Origin of the sequence: Nostocoides vanveenii (assembly GCF_039531165.1) — a bacterium.
Taxonomy (GTDB): Bacteria; Actinomycetota; Actinomycetes; order Actinomycetales; family Dermatophilaceae; genus Nostocoides_A; species Nostocoides_A vanveenii.
On record NZ_BAAAPN010000015.1, the window covers coordinates 77463 to 96493 of the forward strand.

The window sequence follows — 19031 nt, forward strand, 5'->3', positions numbered from 1 at the left end:
GGACGATTGCGGCATCCGGAGCACGCGTTGGCGCCGCACGCGTCACGCCTGCGGCGCAAGCGGGTTCGCAAGCCAGCTGTGCACCGGGGTCGACGCGGCTAAATCCGCGCCGCCGGGCAGGCGCGAAGGCGGCTCGCCCGCCGCGCGGGTGGCGAGGGTCAGCACGAAAGCCCCGTCGCGGCGCCACCAGCCGACGAACCGATCCCCCGAGGTGCTCGCGATAGCCAGTTCACCCCAGCCATCCGACCGCGTCAGCGGGTGCACCGTGACGAGGACACTGCGGGTGTCTGCACGCAGCCCGACGCGCTGAACCTTCAGGGCCGCCTCCTTGGCCGACCAGATCAGGTTTGCCGCGGCATCCCAGCCGTCGGCGGCCCCTCGATCCCGCTCGCTGCCGACCCAGTCCTGCTCCGGCGGTGTGAGGAAGTCGGCGACGAAACCCTCGGACCGCGGCTCGACGATCTCCAGATCGATCCCCAGCGTTCCCGCGGCCATCGATCCCGGTGGCCCGAGAAGCGCCACCGCGTGACCGGCGCGATCGGTCAACGAAATGTCGAAATCCGTTCGCACACCATCGATCTCGACATAGGGCGCACCGCCGGGCGCGTTGAGCATCGCGATCCGCGCCAAGGTCGCCGGCGCCTCCCCCAGCCCGTATGCCGTGGCTACCGCCCGCTTGCCCGCGCACCTGCGCAGGAGGTACTCGGTGCGGCGTTTGGTGAACCGCATCCCAGCTAGCCGCTCGCGTTCGCGGGGCACGAGCCAATCGGTTTCGCCCGGGATGGCGTCCTCGCCGCAGGCGTACCACTGCAGGCCGGGACCTGACATGAGCACCTCCGATCGCGCTTCTGCCTCCAGGTTATGTCCCCGCGTCACACGTGCCCTCGCGAGGCGGCATGCTTGGACGAGCCACAGTCGTCATCGACGGAAGGATTCAGATGTCCATGCGTGCTGTCGTCTACGACCGGCCGCAGGAGTTCGCCATTCGTGAGGTGCCCGTGCGCGATCCCGGTGCCGGCGAGGTGCGGATCAGGGTGTTGCAGAGCGGCGTCTGCGGCACCGATCTGCACATCCACGAGGGCGGCTTCATCGCCGACTATCCCCTGACTCCTGGGCACGAAACCGTCGGCATCGTCGACGCGGTGGGTGCCGCTATCGATGGGTTGTCGGTCGGTGAGCACGTGGTCATCAACCCCAACTTGACCTGCGGCCGCTGCGAGCACTGCCGCGCCGGGCAGCCCCGCTTCTGCCCGTCCTTCGGCGGGCTCGGCACGCTATTGCCGGGTGGCTTCGCGGAATACCTGGTCGCGCCCCAGGCGCAGGTCTTCTCCGCCGAGGGACTCTCGCCCGATGTCGCCGTCTTCGCCGAACCGGCCGCGTGCGCCGTGCATGGCATCGAGGTGTTGAAGCCGCGCCCCGGCACCAGCGCGCTTGTCGTCGGCACCGGCGCCACTGGCCTGCTCCTCGCGCAACTGATCGCCCACGCGGGGGCGGCCCGCGTCACGGTGGCGTCGATCGCTGCCGACCAGTTGGCGACCGCCACTGCGCTTGGGCTCGATGCCACCTACCTGATGGATCGCGATCGCCTGGCCGATGACATCACTGCGCTGAAGGCGTTGTCCGGCAACGGATTCGACTATGTCGTCGATGCCACGGGGGTGGCCCGCGTGCAGGAGGCGACCATCGCCTTGGCGCAACCGGGAGCGACGATTCTCTGGTACGGCGTTGCCAACGAGCGCGACCGCGTCTCGGTCTCGCCCTATGACGTCTTCCGCCGCGAGCTGACCATCACTGGGTCGTTCTCCGAGATCGACACCGTGCCCGCGGCGCTGGCGATGCTGCGGGCGGGCCGCATTCGCACCGACGGCCTGATCACCCACCGCTTCCCGCTCGAGCGCTATGGCGAGGCCCTCGACGCGGTGCGCACCGACCCCACGGCGCACAAGGTGATGCTCGTCCCCTAGGACCACGAGAGGATTGCCGTATGCCGCCCGCCCACGTCACCCTCTGGACGGCATCGACCGCGGTGGCCGGGTCGGCGACGCCGTGGTTGTCCGAGTCCGAACGCGCCCGGGCCGCGAGCTATCGGCGGGCGGTCGATTGCGACCGGTTCATCGTCGGGGCCGCGTTGTTGCGGCTGGCGGTGGCCCGGCATACCGGTGGTGATCCGCGTGGGGCGGTCATCGACCGCACCTGTCTCGAGTGCGGCCGCCCATATGGGCGACCGACCGCGACGGCCTCCGGCCTGGCGCTGTCCGTTTCCCACGCTGGTGCGATGGTCGTGGTGGCCGCGAGCACCGACGCGGTGGCTGTCGGCGTCGATATCGAGCAGGTCCCGGCGCGCATCGAGGCAGGGGTGATCGATCTGGCTCTCGATCTGGGCGAGCAGCAGTGGGTCGCAGCCGGCGGAGTCGATGGCGATAGCAGCCCCGAGCAACGCTTCACCAGGCTGTGGACGCTGAAGGAGGCGGCCGTCAAGGCGACCGGCGACGGACTACGCGCGGCGCTGCCCGAGGTCATCTTCAGCGCGACGGATCCGGGCAGGTGGCGGTTGGCGGGCTACCCCGACGGGCTGGGCGTGGAGCCGATGTCGCTCGCTGCGATCCCCGCGTCGATGCTGACGCCTGCCCAACTCGTCGGCTCGGTGGCCGCGCTGGGCGCTGAGGTGGTGCTCCTGGACCACCAGGACGGGGCGTCGGCGCTGCCGCATTGATCGCTAGGTGTCCGAGCTCGGCCTCGTGCAGAGGTCGACGGTCCGGGCACGCGTCGGCGGTTCGGAGCCGCCGATCCCCGCGCGAACCGGCGACGGCTGCAGGAACCGTCACGCGCTGGAGCGGGAGCGCAACACAAGCGCGGACTGGGGCCGGCGCGTACGCGCCGGCCGCAGTCCGCGCTTGCGTTGCGTGGCCGGAGGCTCGGATCAGAGGCCGGCGACCCGGTCCGGCGGCGGAGTGATGCCGGGGTGGGTGCCCAGGTAGTCGACCAGGTTGGCCAGGTCTTCCTTGCCGCCGAGCAGGTTGGTCCCGGCCATGAAGCCGGTGAAGGAGTCGCCGCCATTAGCCAGGAAGTTGATCGTGCCGACCCGGTAGGTCGCCGCCATGTCCATCGGCACGCCGTTCAGGGCCATCGTCCCCGGGACGACCCGGCTGCCCTGCGGCTGGGTGGCGTCCCAGGTGTAGGAGAAGCCCTCGGAGACCCCGAGTCCGAGCGCATCGCGACCGCCCGGGCGACCGGCGACGTACTGCTGCTCCAGGGTGTCCTTGATCTGCTGACCGGTCATGTCCAGCGAGACCAGCAGGTTGCCGAAGGGTGCGACGTTGTAGGCCTCGGTGTAGGTGATCTCCCCCGGCTGCTCGCCATTGCTGATCTGGTTGGTCAGGAAACTGGCCCGGACCCCACCGATGTTCATGAACGCCAACTGGGTGTTGCCGGACTGGGTGCCCCAGAGGATGGCGTCGGCGATCAGGTCACCCATCGGGGTCTCGATGCCTCGGTTGCCGCTGGAGTCGCCCGTGACATCCTGCGCGACGGTGCCGACGACCTTGCCCGCGATCGGGCCGGCGAGCGACTGCCACTTGCCGATGACCGCGGTCTCCGCCGGGTCCGGCGTGTTGGCCCGGTCGACGATGACATTGTGCGAGACGAAGGAGTTGCGGTTGACGTCCTTGCTGACTGAGTTGATCGTGAAGTAGGTCTCGGTGACCATCTGGCCATAGGACGCGGCGCTGGTGACCAGGCGCGGCCGGCCCTGCGGGTCGCTCTGGGTGCAGACATACGGCTGGTGGGTGTGGCCGGAGACCACGACGTCGACCAGGGCGCTGAACTTCGGCGCCATATCGGCGATCGGGCCGTTGAAGCCGACGCACCCGTCATAGTTCGAGGTGGTGGGATCCTGCTGGCCGCCCTGGTGGATCAGCACGACGATCGCCTTGACCCCCTTGCGGTTCAAGGCGCCCGCCTGCTGGTTGACCGTCTGGATCTCGTCCGTGAAACGCACGCTGGCGACACCAGCGGGGTCGACGAGGCTCGGCGTGCCCTTGAGCGTCAGGCCGATGAAACCGACCGGGACGCCACCGACATAGCGGATCGTGGTGCCGGGCAGGAGCAGCTTGTTATCCGACTTCTTGACGACATTCGCCGCGAGATAGGGGTACTTGGCCCCGGCATACGGCTCGGACGGGAAGTAGCAGCCGTCGACCGGGTGACAGCCACCATTCTGCATGCGCAACAGCTCGGCGGTGCCCTCGTCGAACTCGTGGTTGCCGACACTGGTGACATCGAGACCGAGGGTGTTGAGCGATTCGACGCTCGGCTCGTCGTGGAACATTCCCGAGAGGAAGGTCGAGCCGCCGATGGTGTCGCCGGCAGCGACGGTCAGCGAGTTCTTGTCGCCGACCTTGGCCCGCAACTGGGTCAGCTTTGCGGACAGGTACTCCACGCCTCCCGCGGGCGTCGCGGCCGGGTCGCTCGCCAACGGCCGATCGGTGGCCTCGAGGTGGCCGTGGTAGTCGTTGAAGGACAGCAGCTGCACGGGGATCGCCCGCGCGCTGGAGTCGGCGGCGCTGGCGCCGCTCGCCCCGGCCATCGCCGAAGCCAATGCCGCGGCCGCGCCCGCAGCCAGCAGGGTCGTGCTCTTACGCATTCAAAACCTCCCTAGGGCGCGACCACCCCGGCCGCACGGGAGGGACGCTACCGCGCACCACTGACAACGGCTACCCATAGGCCGGAGCCAATTGGCCGAATCCACGGTGAACGATCAGGTGACCACCTGCATGGCGCCGAGCTGGTCGAGCACGAAGGCCCACTCGCACGCGACCTCGCGCCACGCGTCATACCGGCCGCTGCGCCCACCATGGCCGGCCGACATCTGCGTGTGCAGCAGGATCGGCGCCGTCGCCGGATCATTGGTCGCGCGCTCGCGCAGTCGCGCTACCCACTTCGCCGGCTCGGTGACCAGGACACGCGTGTCGTGCAGCGACGTCGTCGCCAGGATCGCCGGGTAGGCCTGCTCGCGCACATTGTCATACGGCGCGTATCCCGCCATCCAGCCGTATGCCGCGGCCTCCGCCAGCGGGTTGCCCCACTCCTCCCACTCCCCCGCGGTGAGCGGGAGGTCGGGGTCGAGCATCGAGGTCAGGGCGTCGACGAAGGGGACGGCGGCGTGCGCGACCCGGAAGCGGTCCGGCGCCCGGTTCAGGACCGCGCCGATGAGCAGCCCACCCGCCGAGCCCCCCTCGCAGGCCAGGCGGGTGGGGTCGACCCAGCCCCCGCGCAGGTGGTCGGCGACCGCGACGAAGTCGTCGAAGGTGTTGGTCTTGGCCGCAAACTTGCCGTCCTCATACCAGCCCCGGCCCATCTCGCCGCCCCCACGGACATGCGCGACGACATAGACCAGCCCCCGGTCGAGGAGGCTGAGGCGGGCGACCGAGAAGTAGGGGTCGTTGGGGATCTCGTAGGCGCCGTAGCCCGTCAGGAAGCCGGGGGCCGTGCCGTCCGGGGCCACGCCGGCCCGGCGGACAATCGAGATGGGCACCTGGGTTCCGTCTGCGGCGCCCACCCATTCGCGCGACTCGCGATACCGGTCGGGGTCGAAATCGCCGAGCACCGGCTGGCGCTTGAGGAGGGTGCGCGCGCCCGAGAGGGGGTCAACGGCATACGTGGCGCGGGGCTGGACAAAACTCTCCTGGGTCACCAAGAGCGCCGTCGAGGCGAACTCGGGGTTGTCGCCCAAGGAGAGCGCGGTCAACTCGCCATCGACCGGCCACGGTCGCGCGGCACCCAGACGCGACGGACCGCTCGGGTCGCGCGGGAGAACCCGAAGCGCCGGCAGCCCGCCGGCGCGCAGGCTCAGCACCACGAAATCCGCGAAGGCATCGACCCCGAGGAAGCGCTCGCCCGCGCCGTGTTCGAGAATCGGGTGCCAGACGCCCGGCTCGTCCAGGCTCGCCCACGCCAAGTCGCTCTCGCGGCTGCGTTCGTTGTGGACGATCAGCAGTCGGTCGCCGTCGACCTCGACGTCATAGTCGAGGCCCTCGACCCGCTCGCGCACGCACCGCCACTCACCGGTCGGGTCGTCGGCCGGCAGCAGCCAGGTCTCGCTCGTGGTCTTGGTGCCGAGGCCGATCATCAGGAAGCGGTCCTCGCGCGAGCTGCCCAGGCCCATCCAGAAGCGCTCGTCGTCCTCCTGCCGGATCAAGACGTCCTGCGCGCGCGGGGTACCGATCTCGTGCCGCCACACCTGAAAGGGCCGCCACGCCTCGTCGACAACGACATAGAAGAGGTAACGCCCCGAGCGGTCGAACTCCGCGCCATAGCCCGCCCCGGTGATCGCGTCGTCGATCACCTCGCCGGTGGCGATCTCGCGCACCGTGAGCGCAAACCGCTCGTCGCCTTCGAGGTCGACACCGGCGACCACCAGTCGCTCGTCATGACTGACGCTCAATGCGCCCACGGCGAAGAAGTCGTGCCCGCTCGCCGCCGCATTGCCGTCCAGCAGCACCTGCTCCCCTGCCGGTATGCCGCCCGCCACCAACTCCGGACGCGATGCGTCCCGTGTGGGGCGCGGGCAGCGGGCGTGCACGGCATACTGCTCGCCCTCGATGGTTCGCGTGTAGTACCACCAGTTGCCGTCACCGACCGGGACGCTGAGGTCGCTCTCCTGCACACGCGACTTGATTTCGCGAAAGATGCTCTCCCGCAAGGGGTCCAGGTGCGCGGTGCGCGCGTCGGCGTAGGCGTTCTCGGCGGTCAGATAGGCGATGAACTCGGGGTCCTCGCGATCGGCCATCCAGGCATACGGGTCCTCGACCGTATGCCCGTGGTGCGTCCGCGTGCTCGGCCGTTGCGGCGCGACGGGGGGCTGCGGGAGGTCGGCGTGGCTCACCAGGGCACCCTACGCGCCCACCCTCCTGTGCTACCCGCGGGTAGGTGTGTCAAGGCGGGCGGCAGAGCGCCCGCTTTGACACCTCTACCCGGAGTAGGAATAGGAACGCGAGCCCGTCAACTCACCGAGCGGGCGCCGAGGAGGACCTTGAGGTCCCCGATCAGGGCTTCGGTGGCGTTCACGCGGAACTGGTCGTCCAAGCGCAGCAGGACCGTCCGGCCCGGTTGGACGAGCTTCAGGTGGACCTCGGTCGCGCCCGGATAGGAGACCAGCACGGTCTTCAGCTTCTCCACGGCCGGGGTGGTTGCGCGGGTCGCGTCCATCGAGATGACCACCGGCCCCCGCGGGCCCTCGGTGACATCGGGCAGGGAAAAATCGGCGGCGGTCAACTGCACGCCGTCCTCGCGCCGACGCACCCGGCCCTTGACCGAGCAGACAGCATCCATCGCGAGCAGATGCTGGCAGGCGAGGTAGGTCTTGGTGAAGAACATGACCTCGACCGCGCCGCCGAGGTCCTCGATCGTCACCTGGGCATACGGGTCGCCGCGCTTGTTGCGCTTGACCGCCATCGAGGTGACCAAGCCCGAGATGGTGACCTGCGCATTGTCCTCATAGGACGAATCCTCTTCCAGCAGAGCGGCGATGCCGGTGTCGCTATTGCGCGCCAGCACATGCTCGATGCCAAAGAGCGGGTGATCGCTGACATAGAGCCCGAGCATGTCGCGCTCGTGCGCGAGCTGAGTGCGCTTGTCCCATTGCGCTGCCGGGATCGGCGGCAGCCCCGAGAAGTCCATGCTGACCTCGTCCTCGAAACTGCCGAAGAGGCTGTCCTGCCCCATCGCCTCGGCACGTTTGGCCTCGACATAGGCATCGACATAGTCCTCGTGCACGCGCACCAGGCCGGCTCGTGGATGACTGAGATCGTCGAAGGCACCGGCCTTGATCAGCGACTCGATGGTTCGCTTGTTGCAGACCGCCACCGGCACCTTGTCCAGGAAGTCACCGAAGGAGGTGAACTTGCCCTTGGCCTCCCGGGCCGCCACGATCGCATCGACCACATTGCGCCCGACATTGCGGATGGCCTCCAGCCCGAAGCGGATGTCGCCGCCCACCGCCGCGAAGCTCGCCCGCGACTCATTGACCGACGGCGGAAGCACGGTGATGTGCATGCGCCGCGACTCATTCAGATAGAGCGCCGACTTGTCCTTGTCGTCGCGGACGCTGGTCAGCAGGGCCGCCATATATTCGGCGGGATAGTTCGCCTTGAGATAGCCGGTCCAATAGGAGACCAGCCCGTATGCCGCAGTGTGCGCCTTGTTGAACGCATAGTCCGAGAAGGGCACCAGCACATCCCACAGCGCCGTGACCGAGGCGAGCGAAAAGCCGTTGGCCTGCATTCCCGCCGAGAAGTTCTCGAACTCGGCGTCGATGACCTCCTTCTTCTTCTTACCCATTGCCCGCCGCAATAGATCGGCCGTGCCGAGCGAGTAGCCGGCCAATTTCTGCGCCAATTCCATTACTTGCTCTTGATAAATGCACAACATATGCGTATTTCCCAAGATGGGCTCAAGGGCCGCGACCATCGCTGGTTCGAGCTTCCCGGCCAGCTTGGGGTCGAGCGGGACGACCTCCTGCTTGCCGTTCTTGCGCAAGGCAAAGTTGGTGTGCGCGTCCACGCCCATCGGGCCTGGGCGATACAGCGCGAGCGCCGCGGAAATATCCTCGAAATTGTCCGGCTGCATCAACTTGAGCAGGGTGCGCATGCCGCCGCCGTCGAGCTGGAAGACGCCCAGCGTGTCGCCGCGGGCCAATAGCTGATAGGTGGCCGGATCGTCGAGAGTTTCCGAGAGGGCGTCCAGATCGATCTCCTCGCCGCGATTGTCGCGGATATTGTCGATCGCGTCATCGAGGACCGTCAGGTTGCGCAGACCCAGGAAGTCCATCTTGACCAGCCCGAGTTGCTCGCAACTCGGATAGTCGAACTGGGTGATGATCTGCCCGTCTTGCTCCCGCTTCATGATCGGGATTAAGTCGGTCAGCGGCTCGCTGGACATGATGACGCCCGCGGCGTGCACTCCGGCCTGCCGCTTGAGGCCCTCGAGGCCAATCGCGGTCGCGACGATCTCCTGGACCGGCTGCTCCTCGGCGTGGATGGCGCGGAAATCGGCGCCATCGGCATACCGCGGGTGCTCGGCATCGAAGATGCCCTTCAAGGGCACGCCCTTGCCCATCACATCGGCCGGCATCGCCTTGGTCAGCCGATCCCCCATGGCGAACGGGTGCCCGAGCACCCGCGCGGCATCCTTGACCGCCTGCTTGGCCTTGATCGTGCCGTAGGTGACGATCTGCGCGACCCGGTCGTCGCCGTACTTCTCGGTCACATAACGGATGACTTCACCGCGGCGCCGCTCGTCGAAGTCGACGTCGAAGTCGGGCATCGAGGGGCGCTCGGGGTTGAGGAAGCGTTCGAAGATCAGACCGTGCCGCAGCGGGTCGAGATCGGTGATCCGCATGGCATACGCGCACATGGACCCGGCACCCGACCCGCGGCCGGGGCCGACCCGGATGCCATGGTCCTTGGCCCAGTTGATGAAGTCGGCGACGACGAGGAAGTAGCCGGCGTAGCCCTTGCCGACGATGATGTCGATCTCGTATGCCGCCTGCGTGCGGGAGGCGTCGGGCACCCCGCCCGGATAGCGCGCCTGCAGGCCGGTCTCGACCTCCTTGATGAACCACGACGTCTCGTCCTCCCCCGGCGGGCAGGGAAAACGGGGCATGTACTGCCCCTCCTTCTCCACGAAGGAGACCTCGCACTGCTCGGCGATGCGCAAGGTGTTGTCGCACGCCTGCGGCAACTCTCGGAACAGCGCCCGCATCTCGGCGGCGCTGCGCAGATAGAAGGAGTCCGCATCGAACTTGAACCGGCCCGGGTCCATCAACGTCGACGCGGACTGCACGCACAGCAGGGCCGCATGCGCCTTCGCGTCCTCGGCATTGGTGTAGTGCAGGTCGTTGGTCGCCAGCAGCGGCAACTGCAACTCCTTGGCCAGCCGCAGCAACTCCGCTCGGGTCTGGCGCTCGATGCCGAGCCCGTGATCCATGATCTCGGCGTAGAAGTGCTCCTTGCCGAAGATGTCCTGCAGTTCGCTCGCCGTCTGGCGCGCCTCGGCATACTGCCCGAAACGCAGGCGCGTCTGGATTTCGCCGCCGACACAGCCGGTCGTGCCGATCAGGCCGCCGGCATAGCGGCTGAGGAGATCGCGGTCCATGCGGGGCTTGTAATAGTGCCCCTCGAGCGAGGCCAGCGAGCTCATCCGGAAAAGGTTGTGCATGCCCTCGGTGGTGCGCGAGAGCAAGGTCATGTGGGTGTAGGCGCCATTGCCGCCGATGTCGTCGCGCCCGCCGTCACCCCATTTGACGCGCGTTTTGTCGCGGCGCGCGGTGCCGGGCGTGACATAGGCCTCGACCCCGATGATCGGCTTGATGTCGTACTTGCGGGCCTTGGACCAGAACTCGTAGGCACCGTAGATGTAGCCGTGGTCGGTCGTTGCGATCGCCGGCATCCCCTGATCGGCCGCCGCCTTGAGCAGCTCGTCGATCCGCGCGGCCCCGTCGAGCATGGAGTACTCGGTGTGGACATGCAGATGGACGAAGTTGTCCGGCGCGGTGGGCGAGAGCGGGGAATCAGACATGGGACTTGGAGTCTAAGACGCCCCACCGACAGCCCTCGGCGTGTCCGCATGCCGCTCGGCGTTTCGCTCACGCGACACGGCGCGTGGCGCAAAGGGACCGCGCCCGCCGTCGGGGGTGACGGCGGGCGCGGGTGGGGTTGAGCCGCTGACGATCAATAGCGCGGCGCGTCCTGCGGGGGCACGTGGCCCTGCGGGGCCGGCGCGTCCGGGTAGGTCGGCGCATAGGTGGGCGGGACGTATGCCGTGGCACCGGCATACGGCTCGGTCACCGGCCGCCGGCCGCGGCGCCCCCCTGCGGGGCCACGACCGACGACGAAGGATCCGAGGACGATCGCGGTAACCGCGAGCGCGAACCAGCCGAAGGGGTGATGCACGCCGATGTCGCTGAGCAGGACCAGGCCGGCGACGACGGTCAGGGCGATGGCCTTGCCCTCCCCGCCGCGCACCGCACGCTCGAAGGTGACTCGGCCGCGGGTGTCTGGGATGAGCAGCCAGGCGGCCAGATAGAGACCGAAGGCGGGTCCGAAGAAGGCGAGGACGACGGCGGCGATCCGGACGGCCTTGGCGGAGACGCCGAGGCGGGCAGCGACGCTGCCACAGACGCCGGCGATGACGCGGTCGTCGCTGCGGACGATCGGGCTGCGGTGGAGAACCTCGAAGAAGCGGTCGAGTCCGGTGTGGGTGCTGGCTGTGGTGGTCATGTCCTCAACTGTGCGCCGGCCTAGGCCCGCGCACATCGCGGTGCCGCCCTGACCCGACCCCCTACCCACCCCGATCACCTCCGGGACCGACCCTGGTGACCGCCTCAGGGGCGTAGTCCACGGGTCGGCGCGGAGTCCATGACCCGACAGGAGCACCATGACCGCTAGGACGCTGGTGCTGGACCAACGCGAGTGGACGCTCGGCATGGTTGCCGACGGCGTGCCGGAGTTGGTCATTGAGACCCTGTCGCCCAGTACCCGTCTGGTCGATATCTTTCTCACGATGCCTCGCTTCGCCCGCGCCGGCTGCCCGAGCTTCTGGCTGGTCGACCTCGAGATGCTGGCGGTCACGGCATACGCGCTGGACGGCGACACCTACTGCCAGATCGCGCACGTCACCGGCGAGCAGCCGTGGGCGGCTGTGCTACCCTTCGCCGTCACGATCGTCCCGGCCCGGCTCCTCGACTAGCCGGCCCACTGGCGGGACAGTCCACACCTGAGCCGCTTACCCAGAGGCCGGCGGGGCCTCACAGCAGGTCGAGCGCCCGCCCAAGATCGGCGCTGTAGTCGCTGGCGAAGGTGACCCACTCCCCGGTGCCGGGGTGTTCGAATCCGAGCCCGACGGCGTGGAGCCATTGCCGTTCCAACCGCAGCCGGCGCGCAAGAACGGGGTCCGCGCCATACGTCAGGTCGCCGACGCACGGGTGGCGCAGGGCGCTGAAGTGAACGCGGATCTGATGCGTCCGGCCGGTCTCCAGTTTGATCTCTAGCAGGGACGCCGCGCGGAAGGCCTCGACCAACTCGTAGTGGGTCACGCTGTGCCGACCGGAGTCCATGACCGCGAACTTGTAGTCGTGGCCGGGGTGCCGCCCGATGGGCGCGTCGATGGTGCCCGAGAGGGGATCAGGCAGGCCCTGCACGAGCGTGTGGTAGGTCTTGTCGACCGAGCGCGACCGGAAAGCCTGCTTGAGGCGGCTGTAGCCATACTCGCTCTTGGCAACCACCATCAGCCCCGAGGTCCCGACGTCCAGCCGGGAGACGATTCCTTGCCGCTCGCTCGCCCCGGACGTGGTGATCTGGTAGCCCGCTGCCAGCAGCCCCCCCAACACATCCGGGCCCGACCAGCCGACGCTCGGGTGCGCGGCCACCCCCGGTGGCTTGTCGACCACGACGATGTCGTCGTCGTCGTGGACGATCTGCAGGTCCGGTATGGGGGTCGGCTCAATGCTCGGGCCCACCGCCGGCGCCGGGATGGTCACATCGAGCAGGTCGCCGTCGGCGACGCGGGCGGACTTGCCGACCACCGTGCCATTGACCGACACCTCGCCGGCAGCCGCGAGGTCGGCCGCTGCCGTCCGGCTCAAGCCCAGCAGTCGCGCGAGGGCCGCGTCCACCCGCTCCCCGGCGAGCCCCTCGGGCACCAGGACCGTCCGCGACTGGGTCACGCGCGCCCCTGCCCTTCGTGGCGGCTCGCCCCGTCAGCGTCGCTCGCGCCCGTGGTGTCACGAAGCCCTGGCGCGTCCCGGTCCGCGACGTCGGCGACGGAGCCGGGCGTCCCGGGGCGCACGAAGCTGTGCACCACATAGGCGATCGCCGCGAGCACGATGGCGATGTCCGCGACATTGCCGACGAACAGGCCGCCGTAGTCGATGAAGTCGATGACGTGACCCCGTCCGATCCCCGGCTCACGCACGAAGCGGTCGATCAGATTGCCCAGCGCCCCACCGACGATGAAGCCGAGCACGACGGCGAGCCAGCGGGTGACCGGCTTGGTGTGGATACGGTGCACGATCCCGAGAACGATGACGACCGCCAGCGCCGTCACCACATAGGTCATGCCGTCGAAGGCCGAGAACGCGGCACCGGAGTTGCGGGTCAACCGGAAGGAGAGCAGGTCGCCGATCAGGGGGTGCTCGACCCCCGGGGTCAGTTCGCGCAGCGCGACCCATTTGGACACCTGGTCGATCACCACGACCCCCAGCGCCAGGCACCAGAAGCGGGTGATCTCGACGAGGCGCTGGGCGTGGCCGATCGGGTCAGCGGTCAGCGGCGTTCCTGTTTGCTCTTGCATGGCACGCATAGGGTCGCACGGGGAGCAGCCTCGAGGCGAAGTTTGCCGATCGCCTGCCCACACGATTCGCAGGTTCCGTAGCTGCCATTCGCCAGCCGGTCCAGGGCGTGCTGCCCCTGATCGAGCATCTCGCGCGCATTGTTGGCCAGGCTCATCTCCTGCTCGCGCTCGAGCGTCATACTGCCCGCGTCGGCCTGGTCGTCGCCGGCCCCGTCACCGGACTGGCGCATCAGCGCGGCCACCTCGCGCTCGGCGTCGCTCACCTCGGCGCGCAGGCTCGCCATATCCGACTCGATGCGGGTGCGGATCGCGTCGATCTCCGCCGTCGTCCAGGGGTCCTCGCCCTCCTTGACGACGTAGGCAGGCGTGGCCGCCCCGGGTGCGTCGCCGACCTCGGCGACGCTCGCCTTGCGCGCCAGCGAGCGCGGCGCAGAGGTGGGTGAGGCCGCCCGTGCGGTCGCCTTCTTCGCCGGTGAACTGCTGCCGGTCGTGCTCCTGCTGGACGTCATTGCCAGCCTCCTTCGACCCGTCGTCGTGCCCCCGTCGGCGACGGGGGCACGCGGATGAGGATAGGGCATGCGCGCCGGTCCGACCTTGGTGGACCGGCGCGAAATGCCCGTCAGGACAAGGCGGCAGGCTCGGTCAGTGACTGCGAGATCGGTGTCTCGGCCACCAGGCCGGCGAGCTGGTCCTGCAGGTAGGCACGCAGCCGGTTGCGGTAGGTCTGCTCGTAGCTCTGCAGCTCACCGATCAGGCCCTCGAGGTCGGCGCGCTTGCTCTCCAGGTCGGTCAGGATGTCGGCGCGGCGATCGTTGGCATCCGAGACCATCCCGGCGGCCCGCTCCCGGGCATCGATGAGCATCGAGTCGCGCTGCTCGACAGCCTCGGCGAGCAGGACATCGTGCTGCTCCTGGGCGCTGGAGAGCAGTTCGTCATGGCGGGACTGCGCGCTGCCTACGACCTCGTCGTGGTGGACCTGGGCGACGCGCAGCAACTCGTCGTGCCGCGACTGCCCCTCGCTGATCAGCCGGGACCGGGTGCTTTCACCCTCGGCAACGTGCTCATCGTGAACGCGCTGGGCCAAGGCGATCAGCCCGGAGGCATCGCCAGAGCGGGCGGGCGCGGGGGCGGCCTCGGCCTCGTTGGCCCGGGAGTTGACGGTGGCGATGCGCTCCTGGGCCGCGGCCTCGACCCGGTCGGCCTCCTGGTTGATCCGGGTGATCCGCTCGTTGGCCAACTGCTCGGCCTCATCCGCGCGGGAGTTCGCGGTGTCGATGCGGGTGCGCGCAGCCTGCTCGGCCTCGTCCGCGCGGGCGTTGACGTCGGCGATCAGGTTGGCGGCGCGGGCCTGGTCCTCATCGCCCGACGCGGCGGCCGCGGCGATCCGCTCCTCGTCTTCGCGGCGGACGCGCTCCTGCAACTCGGCGAGGGCGCGCTCTGCCTCCTGACGCTGGGCGATCTCGCGGTCAAAGCGCCCCTGGAGGTTGGTGTCGAGCATCGGCACGGCGGCCGCGGCATCCTTGGGAGCGGAAGTCGCCACGCTCGATCCGGCGCGGCAGTCCTCGAGCTCTTTGTTCAGCCGGCGCAGCGTCGCCACGATCTCGTCGAGGAAGTCGTCGACCTCGCGCTCGTCGTACCCGCGGCGAAACTGTGTCGTCCCGAACGTCTTGTTGAGGACATCCTCGGGGGTGAGCGCCATGTCTGCTCCTGATACTTCTGCGTGCGCATGAGTTACCTCAGACGCGGGGTACCGGATAGCAGTTTAGAGGATGGACATCGCCATGGAAATAACAATCATCAGCACAAGAAATGACAGGTCCAGACCGACCCCACCAATGCGGATCACCGGGAGCACTTTGCGCAGGGCCTTCAGCGGTGGATCGGTGGCGGTGTAGATCGCCTCCGCGAGGATCAAGACCACCCCCCGGGGTCGCCAATCGCGGGCAAAAACCTGCACCCAGTCGAAGATCAGGCGCCCGATCAGCAGGACGAAATAGAGGAACAGCAGGGTGCGGAGGACGTCGGTGATGATGGCCACGCGGGAACCTAGGGCTTCACATTTCTCTCGGGAGCGGTCGAGGGGTCAACGTGCCGCCCGGGCCTGCTGTTCCGCCCAGCTCAACTCTGGTTGAACAATCCGCGCGGAGCCTCGACACCGGGCTCCTCGGTCGCGACCTCCACATGCTCGGGCGAGAGCAAAAAGACCTTGGCCGTCACCCGCTCGATGGAGCCGTGCAGGCCGAAGACGAGGCCGGCGGCGAAGTCGACCAGCCGCTTGGCGTCGGCGTCACCCATGTCGGTGAGATTCATGATGACGGGAACACCGTCGCGGAAGGCCTCGCCGATGTTCTTGGCTTCGTTGTAGGTGCGCGGGTGGATGGTGGTGATCCGGCTCAAGGTGGACGGGGTCTCCTCACGCACGACTCGGGTCAGGGCCGCGCGCCGCGGCATCGGGGTGACTTCGGCGCTGGTGCGCTGCTCGACGCGCGGCTCGGGGACGGCGCGGGCCGCGACCGGCGCCGGGGTGGCCTCGGCATCGTCATACGACTCGGAGTCGTAGTAGTCGTCGTAGCGGTCGTCCTCGGCGAACCCGAGGTAGACCATGGTTTTTTTCAGCGCTCCGGCCATGCCTACCCTCACTCCTGATTGCGTCCCGACCCGCGGAGGCGGTGCGCGTTTCGGTTGTCTTGAAGCAAGTTAACGAAAGGGACTGCGAGAACCCAGGATTGCGGACCCGACACGCAGGTGTGTCGCCCCATTGGCCACAGCGGTCTCCAGATCACCACTCATCCCCGCCGAGATCCACGTCGCCTCGGGCGCCAGCCGACGGACGCGGCCGGCGAGCTCGGCCAAGGTGGCGAAAGCCGCCCCCGCCTCCGCTCCGGGCGGCGGGACCGCCATCACCCCGGCAAGCCGCAAGGGCGAGGCCAGTACTGCCTCGGCCAGCCGTTCGAGGTTCTCGGCTGTCACGCCGCCCCGGCTCGGATCACCGTCCAGGCTGATCTGCAGGAGCACCGGTAGCGTGCCTGCCTCGGTCGCGCCGAGCTGCACCGCACGGCCCGCCCGGCCCCGTGCGAGCGGGCCGATCAAGCGCTCGCGATCCAGCGAGTGCACGACGTCGGCGAGTGCTCCCGCGGCGAGGGCCTTGTTGGATTGAAGGCGGCCGATCAGATGCAGGCGCAGGCCGGCGAAGGCCTCGGCACCCGATTTTGCGGCGGCCTCCTGAACCTTGTTCTCGCCGACATCGGTGACGCCGAGGTCGCGCAGGAGGATCACGTCCGATGCGGGGAAAGTCTTGGTCACGACGACGAGGGCAACGTCCTGCCGGGCGCGCCCGGCGCTCGCGCACGCTGCGTCGATCCGGGCCTCGACCTCGGCCAGCCCCGCCGCGAGTGCCGTCCGCCGGTCGGCCCGATCGGTCATACCGTCCTCCGGACGATGACGCCCGCATGGCGGCCGGTGCGGCCGTCGCGGCGATAGGAATAGTGGTCCGCCGATTCGCGGGTACATCCACCGGCCCGCAGGGCCGGTATGCCCAGTGCCGCCAGCTGGGCGAGCACCCCAGCGGCGATGTCGAGGGCGGGTGTCCCGTCTCGACTGACCGCTGCCGCTTGCGGGACGTATGCCGTCACTTCCGCCGCCAGATCGGCCGGCACTTCGTAGCACGCGCCACAGACCGCGGGGCCGACGACCGCGTCGAGTCGTTCGGCGCCGAGGGCGCGCAGGCGCTCCACGACGGCGGCGACGGTTCCGGCAGTCAGCCCTGGACGGCCCACGTGTGCGGCGCCGATCAGGGCGGCCTGCGCATCGGCGAGGAGCACGGGGACGCAGTCCGCGGCCAGCACCGCGAGCGCCAAGTCCGGCTCCGCGGTCACGATGCCATCGGCCTGCGGCTCCGCCTCGAGGGGAGCGGTAACCGTGACCACCTCGGCACCGTGCACCTGATGCAGGAAGATCAGCCGGTCTGTCTCGACCCCCACGGCCGCGGCCAGCGTGGCCCGGTTGACGACAACGGCAGCCGGGTCGTCGCCGACCCGGCTGCCGAGGTTGAGTGCGTCGAAGTCGCCGGTGCTGTAGCCGCCGTGGCGGTCGGTGAGTGCCCGGGTGATCCCGTCACGAGTGGACTGCCAGCCGAACACGATCCGACTACTTCAGCCACTCCGGGACGTCGAGGTCGTCACTCTCGTCGAAAACGACCTGCTTGGGCGGGCGCACCGGCCCGACGGGCACGCTCGGCGTCGCTGCCGCGGGCTCGGCGGCCGGGGCCGGCGTGGCGGCGGGTGCGGGGATGACAACGGGCGGAGTGTTTACCGGAGCTGGACTCACGCGCGCCGCAGGCGCGGCAGTCGCCGTGGTAGCGGGCCGGGCGGCCGCCGGAGCGGTGCTGCGAGAAACGATCGTGCCCAGGGCACGCTCGTCGGTGCGCTTGTTGGGCACGCCCCCGTCGAAGCCGGCGGCGATGACGGTCACCCGCACCTCGTCGCCGAGCGCGTCGTCGATGACCGCACCGAAGATGATGTTGGCGTCGGGGTGTGCGGCCTCCTGGACCAGGCGCGCGGCCTCGTTGATCTCGAAGAGGCCCAGGTCGCTGCCACCTTGAATGGAGAGCAGCACGCCGTGCGCACCGTCGATGCTCGCCTCGAGCAAGGGCGAGGAGATCGCGGACTCGGCGGCCTGGACCGCGCGCTCCTCGCCGCGCGAGGAACCGATGCCCATGAGCGCCGATCCCGCGCCGGACATCACGGACTTGACGTCGGCGAAGTCGAGGTTGATCAGACCGGGGGTGGTGATGAGGTCGGTGATGCCCTGGACACCGGAGAGGAGCACCTGGTCGGCGCTGCGGAAGGCATCGAGCATCGAGACCGACCGGCCGCTGATCGACAGCAGCCGATCGTTGGGGATGACGATCACCGTGTCGACTTCTTCGCGCAGCGATCCGATGCCCGTCTCGGCCTGGTTCGCACGACGGCGGCCCTCGAAGGTGAACGGACGCGTCACGACACCGATGGTCAAGGCGCCGAGGCCCTTGGCGATCTTGGCGACGACCGGCGCACCGCCCGTGCCGGTGCCGCCGCCTTCACCGGCGGTCACGAAGACCATGTCGGCACCCTTGAGGACTTCTTCGATCTCCTCGGCGTGGTCCTCAGCCGCACGGCGCCCGACCTCCGGGTCAGCGCCGGCACCGAGGCCGCGCGTCAACTCCCGGCCCACGTCGAGCTTGACGTCGGCGTCGCTCATCAGCAGCGCTTGCGCGTCGGTGTTGATGGCGATGAACTCGACGCCCTTGAGGCCGGCCTCGATCATCCGGTTGATGGCATTGACGCCACCGCCACCGATGCCGACGACCTTGATGACGGCCAGGTAATTCTGGGGTGCAGCCACTGTGCGGGCCTTCCTTGACTTGCGTATGTGACGGATATCCGATCGCCCCGTGAAGTCCGGTACTTCCGGGTGGCCCTGGCGGAAAGTTTCACCGTAAAGGTGAGGTTAAGACATTCCGAGTGACCTGCTCGATGTCGAAACTATGCTGCGGCGCCAGCCCATGCAAATGACCGCGCGGGCGTGTCGCGCAGGAATTCACTTAGAGGTTGCACGGATAGGTGCGGATGTTGCGTTTGGGGTGCGTGTTGCTGAAGGGGTGCAGGCACGGACGCGAGTAGGAGAGGAGGTGTCAAAGCCAATCG

The 19031-nt window shown here is 68.7% G+C and carries 17 protein-coding genes; 3 read left to right on the forward strand and 14 right to left on the reverse strand.

All coding sequences use genetic code 11. The annotated features are described in order from the left end of the window. Window positions 1-42: 42 nt before the first annotated feature. The gene (locus tag ABD209_RS02850) at window positions 43-828 is read right to left on the reverse strand and encodes a 4'-phosphopantetheinyl transferase family protein (RefSeq protein WP_344061817.1); all 786 of its coding nucleotides are present in this window, start codon (window positions 826-828) and stop codon (window positions 43-45) included. Between the two features lie 110 nt (window positions 829-938). On the opposite strand from ABD209_RS02850, the gene ABD209_RS02855 reads away from it, so the two are divergent. Both ABD209_RS02855 and ABD209_RS02860 read left to right on the forward strand, forming a co-directional pair. Then, entirely contained in the window at window positions 939-1964 is a 1026-nt protein-coding gene (locus tag ABD209_RS02855; RefSeq protein ID WP_344061820.1) for a zinc-dependent alcohol dehydrogenase family protein, read from the forward strand. A 20-nt stretch (window positions 1965-1984) separates the two neighbouring features. After that, window positions 1985-2713, forward strand: coding sequence for a 4'-phosphopantetheinyl transferase family protein (locus ABD209_RS02860; protein ID WP_344061823.1), 729 nt, complete (start codon window positions 1985-1987; stop codon window positions 2711-2713). Window positions 2714-2920: 207 nt separating this feature from the next. Here the strand turns inward: ABD209_RS02860 and ABD209_RS02865 are convergent, their stop codons facing one another. The 4 genes from ABD209_RS02865 to ABD209_RS02880 form a co-directional block, all read right to left on the reverse strand. Further along, on the reverse strand, window positions 2921-4642 hold the full coding sequence (locus ABD209_RS02865) for a bifunctional metallophosphatase/5'-nucleotidase (RefSeq protein WP_344061826.1): 1722 nt from the start codon (window positions 4640-4642) through the stop codon (window positions 2921-2923). Between the two features lie 114 nt (window positions 4643-4756). After that, entirely contained in the window at window positions 4757-6883 is a 2127-nt protein-coding gene (locus tag ABD209_RS02870; RefSeq protein WP_344061829.1) for a S9 family peptidase, read from the reverse strand. A gap of 116 nt (window positions 6884-6999) precedes the next feature. Continuing rightward, a complete protein-coding gene (gene dnaE, locus ABD209_RS02875) occupies window positions 7000-10575 on the reverse strand; it encodes a DNA polymerase III subunit alpha (protein ID WP_344061832.1) in 3576 nt (1191 codons plus the stop codon). 152 nt (window positions 10576-10727) lie between these two features. Continuing rightward, window positions 10728-11276, reverse strand: a complete 549-nt coding sequence (locus tag ABD209_RS02880) for a PspC domain-containing protein (protein WP_344061835.1) — start codon at window positions 11274-11276, stop codon at window positions 10728-10730. A 157-nt stretch (window positions 11277-11433) separates the two neighbouring features. On the opposite strand from ABD209_RS02880, the gene ABD209_RS02885 reads away from it, so the two are divergent. After that, on the forward strand, window positions 11434-11745 hold the full coding sequence (locus ABD209_RS02885; RefSeq protein WP_344061838.1) for a Uma2 family endonuclease: 312 nt from the start codon (window positions 11434-11436) through the stop codon (window positions 11743-11745). A gap of 58 nt (window positions 11746-11803) precedes the next feature. Here ABD209_RS02885 and ABD209_RS02890 read toward each other — a convergent pair whose 3' ends face one another. The 9 genes from ABD209_RS02890 to ftsZ all read right to left on the reverse strand — a co-directional run bounded on the left by ABD209_RS02890 (window position 11804) and on the right by ftsZ (window position 18729). After that, entirely contained in the window at window positions 11804-12721 is a 918-nt protein-coding gene (locus ABD209_RS02890; protein ID WP_344061841.1) for an RluA family pseudouridine synthase, read from the reverse strand. After that, window positions 12718-13347 carry a signal peptidase II gene (gene lspA, locus ABD209_RS02895; RefSeq protein WP_344061843.1) on the reverse strand — a complete coding sequence of 210 codons (630 nt, stop codon included), beginning with the start codon at window positions 13345-13347 and terminating at the stop codon, window positions 12718-12720. Before lspA ends, ABD209_RS02890 begins: the two co-directional genes overlap by 4 nt. Further along, the gene (locus tag ABD209_RS02900; RefSeq protein ID WP_344061845.1) at window positions 13320-13856 is read right to left on the reverse strand and encodes a TraR/DksA family transcriptional regulator; all 537 of its coding nucleotides are present in this window, start codon (window positions 13854-13856) and stop codon (window positions 13320-13322) included. Before ABD209_RS02900 ends, lspA begins: the two co-directional genes overlap by 28 nt. Window positions 13857-13966: 110 nt before the next feature. After that, entirely contained in the window at window positions 13967-15046 is a 1080-nt protein-coding gene (locus ABD209_RS02905) for a DivIVA domain-containing protein (protein WP_344061848.1), read from the reverse strand. Window positions 15047-15109: 63 nt separating this feature from the next. Next, window positions 15110-15385 (reverse strand): YggT family protein, encoded by a 276-nt coding sequence (locus ABD209_RS02910; protein WP_324388115.1) that lies wholly within the window; start codon window positions 15383-15385, stop codon window positions 15110-15112. An 80-nt stretch (window positions 15386-15465) separates the two neighbouring features. Next, window positions 15466-15975, reverse strand: coding sequence for a cell division protein SepF (locus ABD209_RS02915; RefSeq protein WP_324388117.1), 510 nt, complete (start codon window positions 15973-15975; stop codon window positions 15466-15468). 69 nt (window positions 15976-16044) lie between these two features. Next, entirely contained in the window at window positions 16045-16770 is a 726-nt protein-coding gene (locus tag ABD209_RS02920; RefSeq protein WP_344061851.1) for a YggS family pyridoxal phosphate-dependent enzyme, read from the reverse strand. Beyond that, entirely contained in the window at window positions 16767-17486 is a 720-nt protein-coding gene (pgeF, locus tag ABD209_RS02925) for a peptidoglycan editing factor PgeF (RefSeq protein ID WP_344061854.1), read from the reverse strand. Before pgeF ends, ABD209_RS02920 begins: the two co-directional genes overlap by 4 nt. Before the next feature lie 7 nt (window positions 17487-17493). After that, window positions 17494-18729 (reverse strand): cell division protein FtsZ, encoded by a 1236-nt coding sequence (gene ftsZ / locus ABD209_RS02930; protein WP_344061857.1) that lies wholly within the window; start codon window positions 18727-18729, stop codon window positions 17494-17496. Window positions 18730-19031: the final 302 nt, after the last annotated feature.

What these genes read in the sequence shown, in the direction of transcription:
- ABD209_RS02915 (WP_324388117.1), bottom strand. Translation starts at nt 15,975, where the DNA reads ATGGCCGGAGCGCTGAAAAAAACCATGGTCTACCTCGGGTTCGCCGAG.
- ABD209_RS02865 (WP_344061826.1), bottom strand. Translation starts at nt 4,642, where the DNA reads ATGCGTAAGAGCACGACCCTGCTGGCTGCGGGCGCGGCCGCGGCATTG.
- ABD209_RS02920 (WP_344061851.1), bottom strand. Translation starts at nt 16,770, where the DNA reads ATGACCGATCGGGCCGACCGGCGGACGGCACTCGCGGCGGGGCTGGCC.
- ABD209_RS02880 (WP_344061835.1), bottom strand. Translation starts at nt 11,276, where the DNA reads ATGACCACCACAGCCAGCACCCACACCGGACTCGACCGCTTCTTCGAG.
- ABD209_RS02850 (WP_344061817.1), bottom strand. Translation starts at nt 828, where the DNA reads ATGTCAGGTCCCGGCCTGCAGTGGTACGCCTGCGGCGAGGACGCCATC.
- dnaE (WP_344061832.1), bottom strand. Translation starts at nt 10,575, where the DNA reads ATGTCTGATTCCCCGCTCTCGCCCACCGCGCCGGACAACTTCGTCCAT.
- ABD209_RS02860 (WP_344061823.1), top strand. Translation starts at nt 1,985, where the DNA reads ATGCCGCCCGCCCACGTCACCCTCTGGACGGCATCGACCGCGGTGGCC.
- ABD209_RS02855 (WP_344061820.1), top strand. Translation starts at nt 939, where the DNA reads ATGTCCATGCGTGCTGTCGTCTACGACCGGCCGCAGGAGTTCGCCATT.
- ABD209_RS02885 (WP_344061838.1), top strand. Translation starts at nt 11,434, where the DNA reads ATGACCGCTAGGACGCTGGTGCTGGACCAACGCGAGTGGACGCTCGGC.
- ABD209_RS02900 (WP_344061845.1), bottom strand. Translation starts at nt 13,856, where the DNA reads ATGACGTCCAGCAGGAGCACGACCGGCAGCAGTTCACCGGCGAAGAAG.
- ABD209_RS02905 (WP_344061848.1), bottom strand. Translation starts at nt 15,046, where the DNA reads ATGGCGCTCACCCCCGAGGATGTCCTCAACAAGACGTTCGGGACGACA.
- lspA (WP_344061843.1), bottom strand. Translation starts at nt 13,347, where the DNA reads ATGCAAGAGCAAACAGGAACGCCGCTGACCGCTGACCCGATCGGCCAC.